Origin of the sequence: Promicromonospora sp. NPDC050262 (assembly GCF_040655935.1) — a bacterium.
Classification (GTDB): domain Bacteria; phylum Actinomycetota; class Actinomycetes; order Actinomycetales; family Cellulomonadaceae; genus Promicromonospora.
Genome location: NZ_JBFAKX010000019.1, coordinates 45,979 through 64,089 on the forward strand (window position 1 = coordinate 45,979; position 18,111 = coordinate 64,089).

The 18,111-nt window shown below is 72.6% G+C and carries 13 protein-coding genes and 1 tRNA gene; 8 read left to right on the forward strand and 6 right to left on the reverse strand.

Annotated features, from left to right (window positions below; genetic code table 11):
- The first annotated feature begins 17 nt into the window (after positions 1–17).
- A complete protein-coding gene (locus AB0I29_RS23005) occupies positions 18–1,061 on the forward strand; it encodes a maleylacetate reductase (RefSeq protein ID WP_357486127.1) in 1,044 nt (347 codons plus the stop codon).
- A gap of 3 nt (positions 1,062–1,064) precedes the next feature.
- Here the strand turns inward: AB0I29_RS23005 and AB0I29_RS23010 are convergent, their stop codons facing one another.
- Both AB0I29_RS23010 and AB0I29_RS23015 read right to left on the reverse strand, forming a co-directional pair.
- Positions 1,065–1,742, reverse strand: coding sequence for a class I SAM-dependent methyltransferase (locus tag AB0I29_RS23010; protein ID WP_357486129.1), 678 nt, complete (start codon positions 1,740–1,742; stop codon positions 1,065–1,067).
- Positions 1,743–2,315: 573 nt separating this feature from the next.
- Positions 2,316–2,918 (reverse strand): TetR/AcrR family transcriptional regulator, encoded by a 603-nt coding sequence (locus AB0I29_RS23015; RefSeq protein ID WP_285105724.1) that lies wholly within the window; start codon positions 2,916–2,918, stop codon positions 2,316–2,318.
- A 222-nt stretch (positions 2,919–3,140) separates the two neighbouring features.
- On the opposite strand from AB0I29_RS23015, the gene AB0I29_RS23020 reads away from it, so the two are divergent.
- From AB0I29_RS23020 to AB0I29_RS23050, 7 genes are all read left to right on the forward strand, one after another.
- Positions 3,141–3,215, forward strand: a tRNA-Gln gene (locus tag AB0I29_RS23020).
- A gap of 34 nt (positions 3,216–3,249) precedes the next feature.
- Complete coding sequence (gene glmU, locus AB0I29_RS23025; RefSeq protein WP_285105726.1) at positions 3,250–4,872, forward strand: bifunctional UDP-N-acetylglucosamine diphosphorylase/glucosamine-1-phosphate N-acetyltransferase GlmU; 1,623 nt, start codon at positions 3,250–3,252, stop codon at positions 4,870–4,872.
- Positions 4,872–5,855: a ribose-phosphate diphosphokinase gene (locus AB0I29_RS23030; RefSeq protein ID WP_285105728.1), complete on the forward strand. Its 984-nt coding sequence runs from the start codon at positions 4,872–4,874 to the stop codon at positions 5,853–5,855. The genes glmU and AB0I29_RS23030 overlap by 1 nt, the downstream gene beginning before the upstream one ends.
- Positions 5,856–5,933: 78 nt before the next feature.
- The gene (locus tag AB0I29_RS23035; protein ID WP_285105729.1) at positions 5,934–7,139 is read left to right on the forward strand and encodes a glycosyltransferase; all 1,206 of its coding nucleotides are present in this window, start codon (positions 5,934–5,936) and stop codon (positions 7,137–7,139) included.
- A 220-nt stretch (positions 7,140–7,359) separates the two neighbouring features.
- Entirely contained in the window at positions 7,360–7,971 is a 612-nt protein-coding gene (locus tag AB0I29_RS23040) for a 50S ribosomal protein L25/general stress protein Ctc (RefSeq protein WP_285105731.1), read from the forward strand.
- 220 nt (positions 7,972–8,191) lie between these two features.
- A complete protein-coding gene (gene pth, locus AB0I29_RS23045) occupies positions 8,192–8,797 on the forward strand; it encodes an aminoacyl-tRNA hydrolase (RefSeq protein ID WP_285105733.1) in 606 nt (201 codons plus the stop codon).
- 270 nt (positions 8,798–9,067) lie between these two features.
- A complete protein-coding gene (locus AB0I29_RS23050; protein WP_357486134.1) occupies positions 9,068–12,913 on the forward strand; it encodes a DUF4082 domain-containing protein in 3,846 nt (1,281 codons plus the stop codon).
- A 72-nt stretch (positions 12,914–12,985) separates the two neighbouring features.
- Here AB0I29_RS23050 and AB0I29_RS23055 read toward each other — a convergent pair whose 3' ends face one another.
- The 4 genes from AB0I29_RS23055 to AB0I29_RS23070 form a co-directional block, all read right to left on the reverse strand.
- A complete protein-coding gene (locus tag AB0I29_RS23055; protein ID WP_357486136.1) occupies positions 12,986–13,771 on the reverse strand; it encodes a hypothetical protein in 786 nt (261 codons plus the stop codon).
- A 4-nt stretch (positions 13,772–13,775) separates the two neighbouring features.
- Positions 13,776–14,807 (reverse strand): hypothetical protein, encoded by a 1,032-nt coding sequence (locus AB0I29_RS23060; protein WP_357486138.1) that lies wholly within the window; start codon positions 14,805–14,807, stop codon positions 13,776–13,778.
- A complete protein-coding gene (locus AB0I29_RS23065; RefSeq protein ID WP_285105740.1) occupies positions 14,804–16,018 on the reverse strand; it encodes an MFS transporter in 1,215 nt (404 codons plus the stop codon). Before AB0I29_RS23065 ends, AB0I29_RS23060 begins: the two co-directional genes overlap by 4 nt.
- Before the next feature lie 257 nt (positions 16,019–16,275).
- A complete protein-coding gene (locus AB0I29_RS23070; RefSeq protein ID WP_285105741.1) occupies positions 16,276–17,949 on the reverse strand; it encodes a membrane dipeptidase in 1,674 nt (557 codons plus the stop codon).
- Positions 17,950–18,111: the final 162 nt, after the last annotated feature.

The window sequence follows — 18,111 nt, forward strand, 5'->3', positions numbered from 1 at the left end:
CCGTAGGCTCAGGCATCGTGGGAACAGACATCAGGGTGCACGAGGTGTACGCCGGACGAGTGCTGCAGGGTGCCGGGGCGCGAGCCCTCGTGCCGGACGAGATCGAACGGCTCGGGGCGCAGCGGGTGCTGGTGGTGGCGGCGCCGTCGTCGGCCGAGGTGGCGCAGGACCTGGCCACGAACCTGGGGGAGCGGCATGCCGCGACCTTCGGGCGCCCGGCCCAGCACACCCCCGTCGAGGTGACCGCCGAGGCGCTCGCCGTGGCCCGAGAGGTGCGCGCCGACACGCTCGTGGCGATCGGCGGCGGCTCGGCGATCGGGCTCTCCAAGGCGCTCGCGATCCGGACCGGCATGCCCCAGGTCGCCGTGCCCACCACCTACGCCGGCTCGGAGGCCACCCCTGTGCTCGGGGAGACCGAGAACGGCGTCAAGACGACGCGGCGCGACCCCGCCTTCGCGCCCGGCACCGTGGTGTACGACCCCGAGCTCACGCTGTCGATGCCCCACGGGCTGACGCTGACCTCGGCCCTCAACGCGCTGGCCCATGCCGTCGAGGCGCTGTGGGACACCGGCGCGAGCGCGGCGACCCGCGCGTACGGGGTCGAGGCCGCGGACGGCATCCTGTCCGCGCTCCCCGTGGTGCTGGACCGGCTGTCCGACGTCGACGCGCGGGGCCGGCTCCAGGAGGCGGCGTGGCTCGCGGGCGGATGCCTGGCGCAGGCGCGGATGGGGCTGCACCATCAGCTCGCGCACGTGCTCGGCGGCACCTACGGCCTGCCGCACGCTGAGCTGCACGCCCTGCTGCTGCCGCACGTCATGCGGTTCGACCTGGCCGCCGCCCCCGACGCGGCCGCGCGCCTGACGCGCGTCGCGAACGGCGACCCCGCCGCCGCGGTCGCGGCGCTCGCGGCCCGGCACGACGGCCCGACGACGCTCGGTGCGCTCGGCCTGCCCCGCACCGCGCTGCGCGAGGCGGCCGAGCGGGTGGCGGCCGACCCCTACCCGAACCCGCGCCAGGTGACCGCCGACGCAGTGGAGGAGCTGCTGCTCGCCGCGTGGTGAGGGTCAGCCGGCCGTCCTGCGGCCCAGGAGGTGTGCCTGCGGAAACCCCCGCGCCGGGTCCTCTCCCGGCGCGATCACCAGGCGGGCGACCTCGCTCACGCCCGTCCGTCGCAGCAGGCCGACGACGTGGTCGGGGCAGTACCGCCAGGCGGGCGACACCTTGTGGTCGAAGGGTTCCGCCGCCGCGTCCGTGGCGTCGAGCGCCTGGAACGACAGCAGGAGGTACCCGCCCGGGGCCAGGACGCGGCTCAGCTCGGCGAGCGTCGCCGGGAGCACGTCCGGCGGCGTGTGGATGACGGAGTAGTTCGCCACCACCCCGGCGAGGCTGCCCGCCTCGATGCCGAGCGCGCCGAGGTCGCCCATGTCGCCGACGTCGAACCGCACGCCCGGGTTGGCCTCGCGGGCGGCCGACACGAGTCGTGGTGACAGGTCGACGCCGAACGCGTCGACGCCTCGGTCCCGGAGGAAGGCGGTCACGTGCCCGGGCCCGCAGCCGACGTCGGCCACCTGCCTGACGCCCACCTGCCCGTCGCCCGCCTGCCCGATCAGGTCGGCGAACGCCTGGATCATGACGTGGTTCAGGGGCTGGCCGGCGAACGCCTCGCCGATGAACGCGGTGTAGGCCTCGGCCTTGTCGTCGTAGTCGTCACGGACGGTCGCGAGCTGCTCGGAGGACGTCACGCGGCGCAGCCTAGACGACGTCGTGACGCCACCGGTGTCGCGGCGACCGGCGTCCCCTGAGCAACTGACTCTCATTCAGAAATATGTCCGCTTCATGGCGGACCATGGTTCAGTTTCACCCCCAATATCACAGGGTGAAACAGGGCGCGCATTAAAGCCGAATATCCATTTCCCGTTGCAGAGTCCGGGTCGTGTGCTTAATGTATGGAACGCGAACACTGTTCCGCTCGCAGGTGATCATCCTGTGATTCCCGTTTTCCGGAAGGAAAAAGCACCATGTCTGTTGTTGACATCGTCTCGACCCTGCTCGACTCCCTCGGCATCACCCTGGCGCAGATCCGCGTCCTTCTGGGTCTCTGAGCAGGGAATACGCCGCCATAGCGGCGTGAGCAACATCCCCAGCCAAAGCGAACGCCCCCTGCGCATTCAACGCAGGGGGCGTTCGTTCTTTTGCGCTGACGCAGACATTGTTGCCTCCACGCAAACTGAGTTGACGACACCGGGCATTTCAGCTGTCAGCGGCAATTCGCCACCCGGTATTGACGCTCCGTCAGTGTGTGGAGGCGCCGGGCCTCAGCGCGACATCTTTGTCAGCGCCGGCTTCTTCTCCATGTTGTGCAGGCCGTTCCAGGCCAGGTTCACCAGGTGCGCCGCCACCTCGGTCTTCCTGGGGCTGCGTGCGTCCAGCCAGTACTGGCCCGTGAGTGCGATCATCCCGACCAGCATCTGCGCGTAGAGCGGGGCGGCCTTGGTGTCCAGCCCGTTCTCCCGGAACTGCGGCTCCAGGATCGCTTCGACCTGGGTGGCGACGTCGCCGATCAGGCTGGAGAACGTGCCGGTCGCCTGGGCCACGGGCGAGTCGCGCACGAGGATCCGGAAACCGTCCTCGGACGACTCGATGTAGTCCAGGAGGGCGAGCGCCGTCCGCTCCAGCAGCACCTTCGGGTGGCCGCCGGAGCCGAGCGCCCCGGTCAGGGCGTGGGTCAGGGCCTGGACCTCACGGTCCACGACCACGGCGTAGATGCCCTCCTTGCCGCCGAAGTGCTCGTAGACCACGGGCTTGGAGACCTCGGCCCGGGCCGCGATCTCCTCCACGCTCGTGCCCTCGAAGCCCTTCTGGGCGAACAGGCCGCGGCTCACCGTGAGCAGCTGCTCACGCCGCTGGCTGGCCGTCATGCGAGGTCGATGGGTACGTCGGTTTTCGGCGGCCATGGGGTTCATTGTGCCCGAGTGCCGGTTCGGGGCGTGTCCCGGCCGGGGCGGCCCGTGCCGCGGATGTGGCTGACGACTCGACCGGTCCGGCATGGGGCATGCCCCGGGACCTGGCAGACTGTTCACGGACGTGCGACGGTGGCACACGCCCGCCTCGGGTCACGACGGAGCCTCCCGCGCGCCCGGTCCGCCTTGGTGTAATCGGCAGCACAGAGGTTTTTGGTGCCTTTAGTCCAGGTTCGAATCCTGGGGGCGGAGCCATCCGGATCTGACGAACCCACCGATCGGAGCACTCGTGACCGAGACACCTCAGCCGGCAGCAGTCATCGTTCTTGCCGCCGGCCAGGGCACCCGTATGAAGTCAGCGCTGCCGAAGATCCTGCACCCGCTCGGCGGCAAGCCGATGGTGGGGCACGCGCTGGCCGCGGCTCGCGAGCTCGAGCCCGCGCAGGTCGCCGTGGTGGTCCGGCACGAGCGCGACCTGGTCGCCGAGGCCGTCGCGCAGCTCGACCCCGGCGCGATCCTCGTGGACCAGGACGACATCCCCGGCACCGGCCGTGCCGTGCAGTGCGCCCTGGCGGCGCTCGACGCCAAGGCCCAGGCCGCGGCCGCCGCGGCGGGGCTCGCCGACGGCGAGGTCGTGGGCGAGGGTATCGAGGGGCCGGTCGTCGTCGTGGCGGGCGACGTCCCGCTGCTCGACGGCGCCACCCTCGGCCAGCTCCTCGCCGCGCACCACGCGGACGGCAACGCCGTCACCATCCTCACCACCGAGGTCGCCGACGCGACCGGCTACGGCCGGATCGTCCGCGAGAAGGACACGGGCGACGTGCTCGAGATCGTCGAGCACAAGGACGCGAGCGCGGACCAGCTCGGGATCCTGGAGATCAACTCGTCGGTGTACGTGTTCGACGCCGTCACCCTGCGCCGCGGGCTGAACGGGCTGGACAGCAAGAACGCGCAGGGCGAGGTCTACCTGACCGACGTCGTCGCGTTCGCCCGCTCCGAGGGCCTGCACGTGCGGGCGCTGCTCGCCGACGACCCGATGCTGGTCGAGGGCGTGAACGACCGCGTGGCGCTCTCCGTCCTCGCCCGCGAGATGAACCGCCGCGTCGTCGAGGAGTGGCAGCGCGCGGGCGTGACGGTCCAGGACCCGGCCACCACGTGGATCGACGTCGACGTCGAGCTCGCCCCCGACGTCACGCTCCTGCCGAACACGCAGCTCAAGGGCGCCACCGTGGTCGCCACGGGCGCGACGATCGGCCCGGACACGACGCTGACCGACGTCGAGGTGGGCGCGGGCGCCACGGTGGTCCGCACGCACGGGTCGCTCGCCGTCATCGGCGAGGGCGCCTCCGTGGGCCCGTTCGCCTACCTGCGCCCCGGCACGAAGCTGGGCCGCAAGGGCAAGATCGGTACCTTCGTCGAGACCAAGAACGCCGAGATCGGCGAGGGCAGCAAGGTGCCGCACCTCTCCTACGTCGGTGACGCCTCGATCGGCGAGCACACCAACATCGGCGCCGCGTCGGTGACCGTCAACTACGACGGCGTGCACAAGCACCGCACGGTGATCGGCTCGCACGCGCGCACCGGCGCGGACAACATGTTCGTCGCACCCGTGACCGTGGGTGACGGCGCGTACACGGCTGCCGGATCCGTGATCCGCCGGGACGTGCCCGCGGGCGCACTCGGGGTCACGGCCGGGCAGCAGCGCAACATCGAGGGCTGGGTCGGCCGTCGTCGGCCGGGCACGGCCGCGGCCGACGCCGCGGCGTCCGCCAGCGGGCCGGCCGGCCTCGGTGACCAGGCACAGCGACAGCTTGCCCAGCAGAATGCAGCAGGGGCCCCCACGGCCCCGCAGGCCGTACCGGCCGACCAGGCCCCTGTACCGGGGGCCGACGAGGAAGGAAAGTCGCACTGATGTCCAGCACCGTTCCCGGACCCAACCGCCACCCGCTCGTCCTGGCGGCGGGCCGCGCACATCCTGAGCTGGCGAAGAACGTCGCGAAGGAGCTGGGCATCGACCTCCTGGGCGTGTCCGCGTACGACTTCGCCAACAGCGAGACCTACGTCCGCTTCAGCGACTCGGTGCGCGGCATGGACCTGTTCCTGCTCCAGTCCCACACGATGCCGGTCAACCAGTGGATCATGGAGCAGCTGCTCATGGTCGACGCCGCCAAGCGCGCCTCGGCGCACTCCGTCACCGTGGTCGCGCCCTTCTTCGGCTACGCCCGGCAGGACAAGAAGAGCCGCGGCCGTGAGCCCATCTCGGCCCGCCTCGTCGCGGACCTGTTCAAGACGGCGGGCGCGGACCGCCTGATGAGCGTGGACCTGCACACCGCGCAGATCCAGGGCTTCTTCGACGGGCCCGTGGACCACCTGTGGGCCATGCCGATCCTGGTCGACTACGTGCGCACCCGCGTGGACGTCGACAACGTGACCGTCGTGTCGCCCGACGCCGGCCGCATCCGTGTCGCGGAGATCTGGGCCTCCAAGCTGGGCGGCGGCCCGCTGGCGTTCGTGCACAAGACGCGCGACGTCACGCGGCCCAACCAGTCCGTCGCCAACCGCGTGGTGGGCGACGTCCAGGGCCGCGACTGCGTGCTGGTGGACGACCTGATCGACACCGGCGGCACCATCGCGGAGGCCGTCAAGGTGATCATGGCCGCGGGCGCCAAGTCCGTGACCGTCGCGGCGACGCACGGCGTGCTGTCCGGTCCGGCCAGGCAGCGGCTCACCGAGTGCGGGGCGCGTGAAGTCGTGGTCACCGATACCCTGCCGATCGAGGAGGACCGCCGGTTCGAGACCCTCAAGGTGCTCTCGATCGCGCCGCTGCTGGCCTCCGCGATCAACGAGGTCCACTCCGACGGGTCCGTGACCTCGCTGTTCGACGGCAACTCCTGAGCCGAGCGGCGGAGCCGGGCACTTGACTCGGACACGGTCAACGGAGGACCGTGTCTTGACATCGATCTGGGAGGGTCAGTGACCGTCACCGTCGTGGTCCCTACGTTCAACGAGGGACCCAACGTCGCCGCGCTCACGGAGCGGCTCTGCGCCGCCTTCGGGGTGCTGCCCGACGACGGTCGCCGCTCCGGCGTCCCGCAGGGACCCGAGGGCGGCCCGGCTCCGGTGGGGGCACCGGAGCTGGCCGAGATCCTCTTCGTCGACGACTCGACCGACGACACCCCCGACCGGATCCGCGAGGTGGCGGCCACCGCACCCGTCCCGGTGCGGCTCCTGCACCGCGACGCGCCGCAGGGCGGGCTGAGCGGCGCCGTCGTGGCCGGGCTGCGCACGGTGGACACCGAGTGGGCCGTGGTGATGGACGGCGACCTGCAGCACCCGCCGGAGCTGGTGCCCGCCCTCGTCACGCGCGGGCGGGAGTCGGGCCTCGACCTCGTGGTGGCGTCCCGGTACACGGGTGACGGCGACGCCGGGGGCCTGGACGGCTGGTGGCGGCACGGCGTGTCGATCGCGTCGGCCCTGCTGGCGCGCTCCATGTTCCCGGTCCGGCTGCGGAACGTGACCGACCCGCTCACCGGCTTCTTCGCCGCTCGGGTGGAGAGCCTGGACCTCGACGCCCTGCACCCGCGCGGCTTCAAGATCCTGCTCGAGCTGCTGGCGCGCAACACCCTCGCCGTGGGCGAGGAGCCGTTCGTGTTCGGCGAGCGGTACGCGGGGCACTCCAAGGCGACCTTCAGGACGGGGCTGCGCTACCTGGAGCAGCTCGCGGCCCTGCGGTTCGGGCGGATGTCGCGGTTCGCGATCATCGGCGGCTTCGGGGCCGTGCTCAACGTGCTCATCCTGTGGCTCCTGACCGCGCTGAGCGTGCACTACGTGCAGGCGGCGGTGATCTCTGCCGTCGTCACCATCGTCATCAACTTCCTGCTGCAGGAGCGGCTCGTGTTCCGCGACCTGCGGAACGAGGGCCGCGGCGTCTGGTCGCGGTTCGCGCACTCGTTCGCGTTCAACGGCACCGAGGCGGCGATCCGGCTGCCCGTCCTGTGGTGGCTGGTCGAGCACACGGGCATGTGGCCCGTCCTGGTGCAGGCGGTGACGCTCGTCGTGGCGTTCCTGCTGCGGTTCGTGTTCCACGTCCAGGTGGTCTACAAGCCCCGGCGCACGCAGCCGGCGATCGGCGTCACACCGCCCCTCGGTGCGGATCGGGCTGACGAGCGGGTACAGTAGTCAGGTTGCCTCGGCGAGGGACGCCTGACGGCCGCGGCGGGACCTGATCCCGCAAGCACTCGGCCGGCGTCCGTGATCGACTGGGCGGCCGTCGGCGGCCCCGGGCGGAGTACCCCTCCAGCACCTCGCCCCGCGTGCCCGCTCCGCGCCCGTCACGTGTCCCGCGCCGACGCAGCCGCCATCTTCGAGTTGCACACATATCTTCCAGGAGTGAATTCCCATGGCCGAGATCAAGCTCGCCGCTGAGCCCCGCACCGAGTTCGGCAAGGGTGCGGCCCGCCGCATCCGCCGCGACAACAAGATCCCCGCTGTCCTGTACGGGCACGGCACCGACCCGGTGCACGTGACCCTGCCGGGCCACGAGTCCATGCTGGCCCTGCGCCAGACCAACGTGCTGCTCTCCATCGAGCTGGACGGCAAGGGCCAGCTGGCCGTCGCCAAGGACATCCAGCGCGACCCGGTCCGCAACGTCATCGAGCACATCGACCTGCAGGTCGTGCGCGCCGGCGAGAAGATCACCGTCGACATCACCGTGAACATCGTGGGCGAGTCGGCCCCGGGCACCATCCACCTGGTCGAGGCGCAGACGCTGTCGGTCGAGGCCGAGGCCACGCACCTGCCCGAGTCGGTCGAGGTCTCGATCGAGGGCCTGGAGAACGGCGCGCAGGTCCACGCCGGCGAGGTCGCCCTCCCGTCCGGCTCCACGCTGCTCACCGACCCGGAGCACGTCGTCGTGCTGATCACCGAGCCGCGCGGCGAGGCCAGCCCGGACGAGGCCGAGGAGTCGGCGGAGTCCGCCGGGTCGGCCGCCGAGGCAGCCTCGGAGGGCTGAGCCCCTCCCGCGACCCGGAGCGTCCCGGCCTGAGCCGGACGCACCGGGTCGAGGCACGACGGGCCGAGGTGGAACGTCCTGACGCGCGCACGAGAGGATCGTGCGCGGCGCGGGTTCCACCTCGGCCCGACCTGTCTCCGCCGTGCAGTCTCCGCCGTGCAGTCTCCGGCACGGCGCGGCAGCCCCGCCCCCGTGAACGCCGTCGTGAAGGGAACATGACATGAGCGACCGGCCCTGGCTCGTCGTCGGGCTCGGCAACCCCGGACCCAAGTACGCCGGCAACCGGCACAACGTGGGGCAGATGGTGCTGGACCTGCTGGCCGAGCGCACCGGCGCGCGCTTCTCGAAGCACGCCCGGGCCCAGGCCGTCGTCGCGGAGGCGCGGCTCGGGGTGCTGCCCGGCGGGGCCCCCGGCCCCCGCGTGATCCTCGCGAAGCCGACCACGTACATGAACACCTCGGGCGGCCCGGTCAGCGCGCTCGCGAAGTACTACGACGTCGAGCCCGACCACGTGGTCATGGTGCACGACGAGGTGGACATCCCCTTCGACACCATCAAGCTCAAGGTCGGAGGTGGCGAGGGCGGCCACAACGGCCTGCGCGACACCACCAAGGCGCTCGGCACCAAGGAGTACCACCGGGTGCGCGTCGGCGTCGGCCGCCCGCCCGGCCGTATGGACACCGCCGACTACGTGCTGCGCGACTTCAGCGGCACGGAGAAGAAGGACCTGCCGATCCTGGTCGACGACGCCGCCGACGCCGTCGAGATGCTGCTCACCGAGGGCCTGCTGGCGGCCCAGGGCAAGTACCACGTCGCCAAGGCCTGAGGCCGCCTTCTCGTCCCTCCTGTCAGATCCCCAGATCGCTCCCGTGACCTGGGGATCTGGTACGTCCGGCGGGGTCTGACAGCGGTGTATGCAACCGGGTGAACCGGGGGTGATCATGCCGTCCTGGCAGGGCCCAACCGGCATCGACGCTCCTAGGGTGGCGATGTGGGCAGCACCTTCGCAGTTTCGTCACACCGGACCCGCCGGGGCCGTCGTCCCCTCGCGGCCCTCGTCGTTGCCGTCCTCGCGGCCTCGTCAGCGCTGCTGGCGGTGGTTCCCGCGGCGACCGCGGCCGACCCGTGCGCGCCCGGGAGCAAGCCGGTCGTCTGCGAGAACTCGAAGCCCGGCACGTCCCCCGACGTGTGGGACATCGACCGGTCCGGCGACTCCAGCATCCAGGGCTTCGCCACCGAGATGAGCGTCGACACGGGCAGCCGGGTGTCGTTCAAGATCGACACCGACGCCCGGGCGTACACGATCGACATCTACCGCACCGGCTGGTACCAGGGGCTCGGGGCGCGCAAGATCACGTCGGTCTCGCCGAGCGCCACGCTGCCGCAGCGGCAGCCGGAGTGCGCCTGGGACGTGACCACCGAGCTGGTCGACTGCGGGGGCTGGGGCGTCTCGGCGGGCTGGGACGTGCCGTCCACCGCGGTGTCCGGGGTGTACATCGCCCTGCTGACCAGGACGGACACCGGAGGACAGAGCCACATCACGTTCGTCGTGCGCGACGACGGGTCCACCTCCGACGTCGTCTTCCAGACGGCGGACACCACGTGGCAGGCCTACAACACCTACGGCGGGTCCAGCTTCTACACCGGCGGTGCCAACGGGCGGGCCTACAAGCTCAGCTACAACCGCCCGTTTGCGACCCGCGGGCTGGAGCAGGGCCGCGACTTCTACTTCAGCGCCGAGTACGCCATGGTCCGCTTCCTGGAGCAGAACGGCTACGACGTCACCTACATCGCCGGGGCGGACACCCACCGTGACGGGGCCCGGCTGCTGAACCACAAGGCGTTCCTGTCGGTGGGGCACGACGAGTACTGGTCCGGCCCGCAGCGGGCCGCCGTCGAGCAGGCCCGCGACGCCGGGGTGCACCTGGCCTTCTTCGCCGGCAACGAGATGTACTGGCGCACGCGCTGGGAGCCGTCCGCCGCCGGGCAGCCGTCCGCCTACCGCACCCTCGTCTCGTACAAGGAGACCTGGGGCCGGGACAAGATCGACCCGTCCAGCGAGTGGACCGGGACCTGGCGCGACCCGCGGTACGCGAGCACGGCCGCCGGCGCCGGGCGTCCCGAGAACGGCATCATCGGCACCCTGTACACGACCAACTACTCGGACCTGCCCCTCACGGTCACGGCCGAGGACGGCAAGCTGAGGATCTGGCGGGGGACAACCCTGGGCTCCCTGCCCGCCGGGACCTCGCAGGCGCTCGCGCAGCACACGGTCGGGTACGAGTCGAACGAGGACATTGACAACGGCTTCAGACCGGCTGGCCTGATCCGGATGTCGACGACCGTGGGCAACGTGCCGGAGTACCTGCAGGACTTCGGCAACACCGTGGCTCCGGGCGTCACGAAGCACACCATCACGATGTACAAGGCCACGAGCGGCGCCCTGGTGTTCTCCGCCGGCACGGTGCAGTGGGCCTGGGGCCTGGACCAGGAGCACGACGGGGCCGGCGCCCCGGCGGACTCGCGGATGCGCCAGGCGACGGTCAACCTCTTCGCGGACATGGGCATCCAGCCGGGCACCCTGGCGTCCGGCATCACCCCGGCGACGCGGACGACGGACACCGCCGGGCCGACCACCCAGATCACGAGCCCGGCCGCGGGACAGTCGTACCGCGGCGGGGCGACCGTCACCGTCATGGGCACGGCCGCGGACGCCGCCGGCAAGGTGGCCGGCGTGGAGGTGTCGCTCGACGGCGGCAAGTCCTGGCACCCGGCCGAGGGCCGCGCGAGCTGGAAGTACACCGGTCAGGCCTTCGGGTCGGGCGCGACGCAGCTCCGCGCCCGGGCGATCGACGACTCCGCGAACACGGGGGCCGTGGCGACGGTGGGCGCGCAGGTGACCTGCCCGTGCACCGTGTTCGGCACCACCACGCCGCCGAACGGCCCGGCAGACGACCCGTCGGCGGTCGAGCTGGGCATGCGGTTCGTCCCCACGGACAGCGGCTACGTGAGCGGCGTGCGGTTCCACAAGACGTCTGCGAACACGGGCACCCACTTCGGGTCGCTGTGGAGCGCCTCGGGCGAGCAGCTCGCCCGGGTGCAGTTCACCGGCGAGACGGCGACCGGCTGGCAGGAGGCGACGTTCACCAGCCCCGTCCCCGTCGTCGCGGGGCAGGCGTACACGGTGTCCTACACCGCGCCCAACGGCGGCTACACGTCGACCCCGTGGGCCTTCCAGACCAAGGGGCGCGAGGCCGGGCCGCTGACCGTCGCGGGCGGATTCAGCGCCGCGCCGGCCGGCCTGTACGGCGCGCCGGGCACCGTCCCGACCGAGAACTGGGACAACGCCGCCTACTGGGTGGACGCGGTGTACACGACGAACGACAGCTCGCCGCTGGTCGCTTCCTCGCGGACCCCGGTCCCCGGTGAGGTCAGCGTGCGCCTTGACGCCCCTGTGCGGATCACGTTCTCCAAGAACGTCGTGGCGTCGTCGATCAGCATGACGCTGACCGACGAGGCCGGCACGGCGGCTCCCGGGACCGTGTCGTACGACGCCACCACCCGCACGGCCACCTTCACGCCGTCGTCGCCGCTGGCCGGGTTCGTCACCTACAAGATGGTGGTCACGGCCCGGACGGCCGAGGGCACCACCCTGTCCGACGGCGGCACCTGGAGCTTCCGGACCCTGCGCCCGCCGTCCGCGACCTGCCCGTGCGGCCTGTTCGACGAGACGACGGTGCCGGGCGTCACGGCCGCGGCCGACAACGCCGCCGTCGTGCTGGGCATGCGCTTCACGCCCCGCGTGACCGGCAAGGTCACCGGGCTGCAGTTCTGGAAGTCGACCCAGATGACCGGGCCGTTCGTGGCCTCCCTGTGGGGCAGCGGCGGGCAGCTCGTCGCCCAGGCCACCGTCACCAACCCGGTGGCGCAGGGGTGGCAGGACGTCACGTTCGACACGCCCGCCGACGTGACCGCCGGCCAGGAGTACACGGTGGGCTACCGCGCGCCGTCCGGGCGCTACCCGGTGACGCTCGGCGGGCTCGGCGCCGCCCGGACGGCCGGGGACCTGAGCACGCCGCAGAACGCAGGCGTGTACCTCTACGGCTCCGGCCGCCCGACCACCCAGACGTCCTCGTCCTACCTGGTCGACGTGCAGTTCGAGCCGGCCGCCGCCGCTCCGACCATCACGTCGCGCACGCCGGCCGCCTCCGCGGTCGACGTGGCGACGAGCACCAAGGTCTCGGTCACGGCCTCGCAGACGCTGGCCACCTCCGGCACGACGCTGACGCTGACCGGCCCCGGCGGCCAGGCGGTGTCCGGCACGCTGGCCGTGTCCGGCACGACGGCGACGTTCACGCCAGGGAGCGCCCTAACGCCCGGCGCGGCTTACACGGCGGCGTTCACCGGGAGGACCACCGGCGGGCAGACGCTCGGGCCGACCTCGTGGTCGTTCACCACGAAGGCGGCCGACGGGCAGTGCCCGTGCACGATCTTCGGCGCCGCGGTGCCGCCGGTCGCGTCCGCCGACGACGGCGCGGCCGTGGAGCTTGGCACGCGGTTCACGGCGAGCCGCAACGGCTTCGTCACGGCCGTGCGCTTCTACCGGGGGCCGGCGAACACCGGCACCCAGACGGTGTCGGTGTGGAACTCCGCGGGCACGCGCCTGGCGACGGCCCAGGCGGCGTCGGGCGGGAGCGACGGCTGGCAGACGGTCACCCTGCCCCAGCGGGTGGCGGTCACCGCCGGGAGCACGTACACCGTGTCCTACCTCGCGCCGAACGGCGGGTACGCGGCAGGGTCCGGGTACTTCGCCCAGGCGCGCACCGTCGGCCCGCTGACGGCGCCCGCGAACGCCGGCACCTACGTCTACGGCGGCGGGTTCCCCCAGTACACCTGGCAGAGCACCGGGTACTGGGTGGACCCCGTGTTCACCGACCAGTAGCGGGAGCGGCACCGGCGAGACGGTGAGGCGGACGCCGCCGCGCGGGCGGCGCCCGCCTCACCGTGCGGTCGCTCAGCGCGCCGTCAGCGTGGCGAACACCGTGACCGCGCACCCGTCGCCGTCGCGGACCGTGGTGAGCACCACGCTGTCGCCCTTGCGGGCGAGGTCGACGGTGGTGCGGCGGGGCCGGTTCGCCGTGTCCTTCTCGGCGAAGCCGCCGGAGGTGAACCAGGAGCGGTAGTCGAGCAGCACGTCGGTGCACGCGGCGTCGACGGTCGCGTCGAGCGTGACCTGGTAGCGGCCGTCCGACCCGGTGACGGAGCTGGAGTCGACGTCGGCCCCCTTCGGCACCAGGACGACGTCCTGCGGGAAGCCGGCCACGAGGCCGGAGCCGCTGCCGGTCTGCTGTCCGGTGCCGAGCCTGCCGGCGGCCGGGCCGGTGGAGCCGCCCAGGCCGTTCGCGGGCGACCCGTCCTGCGCCACGGGCGGGATCACCTCGCTGCCGTCGCCGCCGCTCTGGCCGCCGCTGCGTCCGTCCGGCGCGGGCGCCGTGGCCCCGGCCTTGCCCGGCTCGGCGTCGGGTTCGGTGCTCGGCCCGGCGCTGGTGCCCGGCTCCGTGCTCGGCTCGGCCGAGGCGGTGCCGGCGTCGTCCGGCTCGTCCGACGGCGTGGCCGGGGCCGTGCCGGGACTCGTCGCGGAGGCCGTGCCGTCGTCGGGCGTCCGGCTCGCCTCGGGCGTGCCCGTGCAGCCGGTCAGGACCAGGGCCGCGGCCAGCAGCGGGGCGGCCGCGGTAGTCCTTGCGGCGGTACTCCTTGCCGCGCTGCTCCTTGCCGCGAAACTCCTACGGGTCGTGCGCATGGTGTCATCCCCTGACCACACTCGGGGACCAGGCCTGCGGGATCGCGACGACCGGGTCGGTCGCTCCGTCCGCGGGCAGGGCCCAGACGTCGGTGGTGCCCGGCTCGTCGGCACGGGGCAGCCCGTAGAGGAGCGTCGTGTCGTCGAGCCAGGTGATCTGGTCGTCGACGTTCCGCTCCTCGGTGTCGAGCACGGTGATCGCCATCGTGTCGAGGTCGAGCACCGCAGGGGTCCAGTGCGGCGTGGCCGTACCGGGCTCGCGGGCGTCGTGCTTGAAGGCCAGACGGGTCCCGTCCGGCGACAGCGAGGGGCACTCCACGCCGTCGAGCAGGGTGACGAGGGTGCGGTCGTCCAGGTCGCCCCGCACGAGCCAGGTGCGGCCCAGCGACTGCGACTGGACCGTCGCGTAGAAGGTCCGTTCGTCCGCGAAGGTCACGCCCCACACGTTCCGGTCCACGGGGGCCACCCGCTCGCCGTCGACGACCAGCGTGAAGTCCTCGAGGTTGCCGGACACGTCGGAGCCGTCGGCGCGGTGCACCGTCGTCTCCGTGGAGAAGCCCGTCGTGGCGTACGAGTGGCCGGTCACGAACGAGGTGCTGGCCACCAGGCCGTCCGGCGAGAGCCGGGTGCGGCTCGGGACGCCGGGCAGGGGCCAGCTCGCCGTGGCCTGCCACGCGTCGTCGAGCACCTCCGCCTCGTAGGTGGTGACGACGCCGCGGCGGGTGTGCAGGCAGACCGTCGTCTCGCCGTCGGAGTCCACCCGGTCGCAGACGGCGGGCGTCACCTCGCGGGGACCGGACAGGTCGTCCAGCGCGACGGCGGACACCCGGCCGTACAGGTCGCCGGGCGCGGTGCCGCGGAACAGCACGTGCGGGCCGTCCAGCACGTCCTCGGCCACCTCGACCGCGCTCGGTGCGGCCTGCTCGGCCCGGGCGCGCAGCACCTCGGTGGTGACGTACCAGCCGGTACCGGCGAGTACCACCACGGCCAGCACGCCGAACGCCGTGCGTCGGCGCCGGGTCGGGTGCGGGCTCACGCGGGGGACTTCCGCAGCACGTAGGCGCAGACCGGCACGGCGAGCACGAGCGCCGCCGTCGCGATCCACAGCGCGTCGACCCGGCCGGTCGCGTACCAGAGCACGCCGAACCCGGCGGAGGCGACCATCCGCGCGACGGCCGTGACCGTCTGGGCGGTGCCGATCGCGGTGCCGCGGACGGCCGCGGGGACCAGCGCGCTGGTCAGCGCGGACAGCACGCCGTCGGTCGCGGCGTAGAAGGCGCCGAGGAGGACCAGGGCGACCACCGTCGTCGTCGTGCCCGCGAAGGGGGCGGCCGCGCACGCGTACGCCGCCGCGAGCAGCACGTGCCCCCACACGAGCACGCGGGCCCGGCCGAAGCGGTCGGCGAACCGGCCGACGGGCGCCGCGAGCAGCATGTACACGGCGTTGGTGCCGACGTACAGCAGCGGGAACCACTGCGTCGCGAAGCCGTCGCGGTCCTGCAGCGCGAGGTAGACGAAGCCGTCGCCCACGGTGAGCAGGCCCAGGAGACCGGCGACGACGAGGAGGCGCACCGTGGCGCCGCCGCGCAGGAAGCTCCACGAGAACGGCCGCCCGGCGAGCTCCAGGCCGCCCGGAGCCTCGCACGTGCAGCCCTTGCACTTGGGCAGCCCGCGGGACTCGCGGGTCCGGTGGGTCTTCAGCCAGGCGGCCTGCCGGGGCCGGAGGTCCGGGACGAGGAACACCAGGGCGCCGACGCCGAGCACCGCGGCGCCGAGCGAGATCACGAAGACCGTCGTGTACCCGTCCGGGATGGCCCAGAGCACCACGAACGCGAGCAGGGGGCCGAGCGCGGCGCCCGCGGTGTCCAGCGCGCGGTGCACCCCGAAGGAGCGCCCGAGGTTGCGCGGGTTGGCCGATGCCGCGATGAGGGCGTCGCGCGGGGCCGTGCGCACGCCCTTGCCCACCCGGTCGGTGACCACGAGGCTCGCGATGGCCGGGAGGCCCGCGGCGAACAGCAGGCCGACGCGGGTCAGGGCGGACAGCCCGTAGCCGACGGCGGCGACCCACTTGGGCCGGTCGGTGCGGTCCGCGGCCCAGCCGCCGGCCACCCGGACCAGGGCACCGGCGCCCTGGACGAGCCCGTCGACCACGCCGTACGCGACCACCGACAGACCGAGCGCGGCGGTGACGTACAGCGGCAGGATCGCGGTGACCGCCTCGGAGGAGACGTCCGTCAGGAAGCTCACCACGCCGAGCGTGACCACGGTGGACGAGACCCGTCCGGCGCGGCGGCGCGCGGCGCCCTGCCGGGCGGGTGGTCGCGCGCCCGGCCGGTCTGGGGAAGGAGTTCCGGTCTGTGTGCCGGTCCCTCCCGGAGCAGCGCGGAGGAGCCCTGACATGTCGCTCAGGCTACGGCCGGGGGCATGGGTCCCGACCTGTTCAGCAGGGGTGAACTGGGTTTCTCACCCGGGTGAGGCGGGCCCGTCCCCGCACGCGGTGGCGATCAGTGGGCCTCGGCCCCGGCCCAGGTCGTCAGGTAGCTCTCCGGGCCGCGCGACAGGTCGTCGACGAGGTCCTGGCCGCCCACGAGCCGCAGGTCCTCCACGTAGTCGGGCACCAGGCCGTAGTGGGCCACGCCGTCGACGTTGACGTCCCAGGTGCGCTCGCCGGTGGTCTGCCGGTCGAGCAGGGTGCCGCCGTCGAACGACCGGAACGGGTAGGTCACCGGGTTCGCCGCGGCGTCCTCGCGGGGCGGCGGCGTGCCGCCGAACCCGTTCATGTCGAAGCCGAACCCGATCCCCGCGCCGTACCGGTCGCGGACGGGCGCGGTGCGCTCGTACTCCGCGACGAGCTCGTGGGTGGCGTGGCCGTAGATCGTGGCGAACCCGCCCAGCGCGTAGAGCCGGTCCAGGTAGCTCTCGTCCATCCAGGAGTGCGTCGACAGCACGCCGGGGTAGCCCACGTCCTCCAGGAGGTCGAGGGTCTGGCCGGCGGCCTTCGCGCTCATGTGGTCGATCTCGACCATCATGTTCCGTTCGACCATGCCGCGGACGGCGTAGGCGCCCAGTCCCGTCAGGCCGCGGGTGTTGCAGACCGTGCCCGGCGGGTAGAGGGGCAGGACGGGCGGCAGGTCGTCCTCCAGCTCGGGCGGCAGCTCGCCGTTGCCCGGGTTGTTGTCGTGCGGCTGGTCCGCGGGGCAGGAGCGCGCGTCCCACCAGGTGCCGGTGGACAGGAACTGGCCGGCGTTGATGACGGTGCCGAGGGTGCCCGCGTCGAACCGCACGCCGCACAGCGCGTTGTCGAACTTGTGGCACAGGTACATCGAGCGCACACCGAGGTCGTGGAGCTCGTCGAGGCCGGCGTCGATGTCCGCCCTGGAACAGTTCGGGATCCGCAGGGTCTGCTTGCAGCCGAACGGCTCCGACGTCTCCACGCCGAGCACGACGGCGAGCTTGCCCTCCTCGATCACCTGCCGCGCCTGCTCGCTGCTGGTCACCACCCGGAACCAGCCGCGGCCCGGCCCGCCGTACTGCTCGTCGACGTAGGCCTGGAGGTCGTAGGTGTCCTGCGCCTGGCGGCGGATCGCCGTCATCTCGTCGCAGCTCTGGTAGGTGCCCGGGTTGATCGAGCACAGCAGGCCGTTGGAGACCAGGTCGTTGACGAGCACGCGCTGCCCGCCGCGCCACGCCCGCTCCACCCAGCGGTAGTACATCTGCTGGTGGGTCAGGGAGTCGTGGGCGGGCCAGTCGGCGAAGGTCGGCCAGCCGGTCGTGTCGTGCGTGCCGATCGGGGAGCCGTCCCGCGTCAGGTTCTCCAGCAGCGCGCCGAGCCCGTGCGGCTCGTGCGACGGGCAGTCCCGCAGCGCCGTCTCGATCCCCTGCTCCGAGAACACCTTGCCGCAGACGGCGGCGCCGCCCATGCCGTCCTGCATGAACAGGTGGCTGTGCGCGTCGACGAGGCCGTACACCGTCCCGTCGGGCCGGGTGCCGGTGAACGGCGTCCCGGTCACGTTCACCGCGGACTCCGGGGTGGGGAGGACGGGCTCGGCCATCGTGTCGGTGGTTCTCGCTGCCGGGGACTCCCGGGCCGCCAGGACGGTCTGCGACGTCGTGCCCGTGGCGGACGCCGGTGACACCAGCGCCGTCGAGCCGAGACCCACCGCGAGCACGGCGGTCACGAGTCCGGCCGTTCGTCTGCTACGTCGCACGCGACCTCCCGCTGGGCGTCGGCGGGGCCGCGGCCGCGCCGGTCAGGACGGCGCCGTCGCCGTACTGAGGGTGAAACAGTAACAGGCAAGCCGCTTACGGGGTAGATATCCGTCAGGTCGGTTGTGGTGTGC

Bases quoted from the DNA above. Each gene is read 5' to 3' on its own strand.
- AB0I29_RS23015 (WP_285105724.1), bottom strand. From the start codon at position 2,918: ATGACGGCCAGCCAGCGGCGTGAGCAGCTGCTCACGGTGAGCCGCGGC.
- AB0I29_RS23030 (WP_285105728.1), top strand. From the start codon at position 4,872: ATGTCCAGCACCGTTCCCGGACCCAACCGCCACCCGCTCGTCCTGGCG.
- AB0I29_RS23040 (WP_285105731.1), top strand. From the start codon at position 7,360: ATGGCCGAGATCAAGCTCGCCGCTGAGCCCCGCACCGAGTTCGGCAAG.
- pth (WP_285105733.1), top strand. From the start codon at position 8,192: ATGAGCGACCGGCCCTGGCTCGTCGTCGGGCTCGGCAACCCCGGACCC.
- AB0I29_RS23055 (WP_357486136.1), bottom strand. From the start codon at position 13,771: ATGCGCACGACCCGTAGGAGTTTCGCGGCAAGGAGCAGCGCGGCAAGG.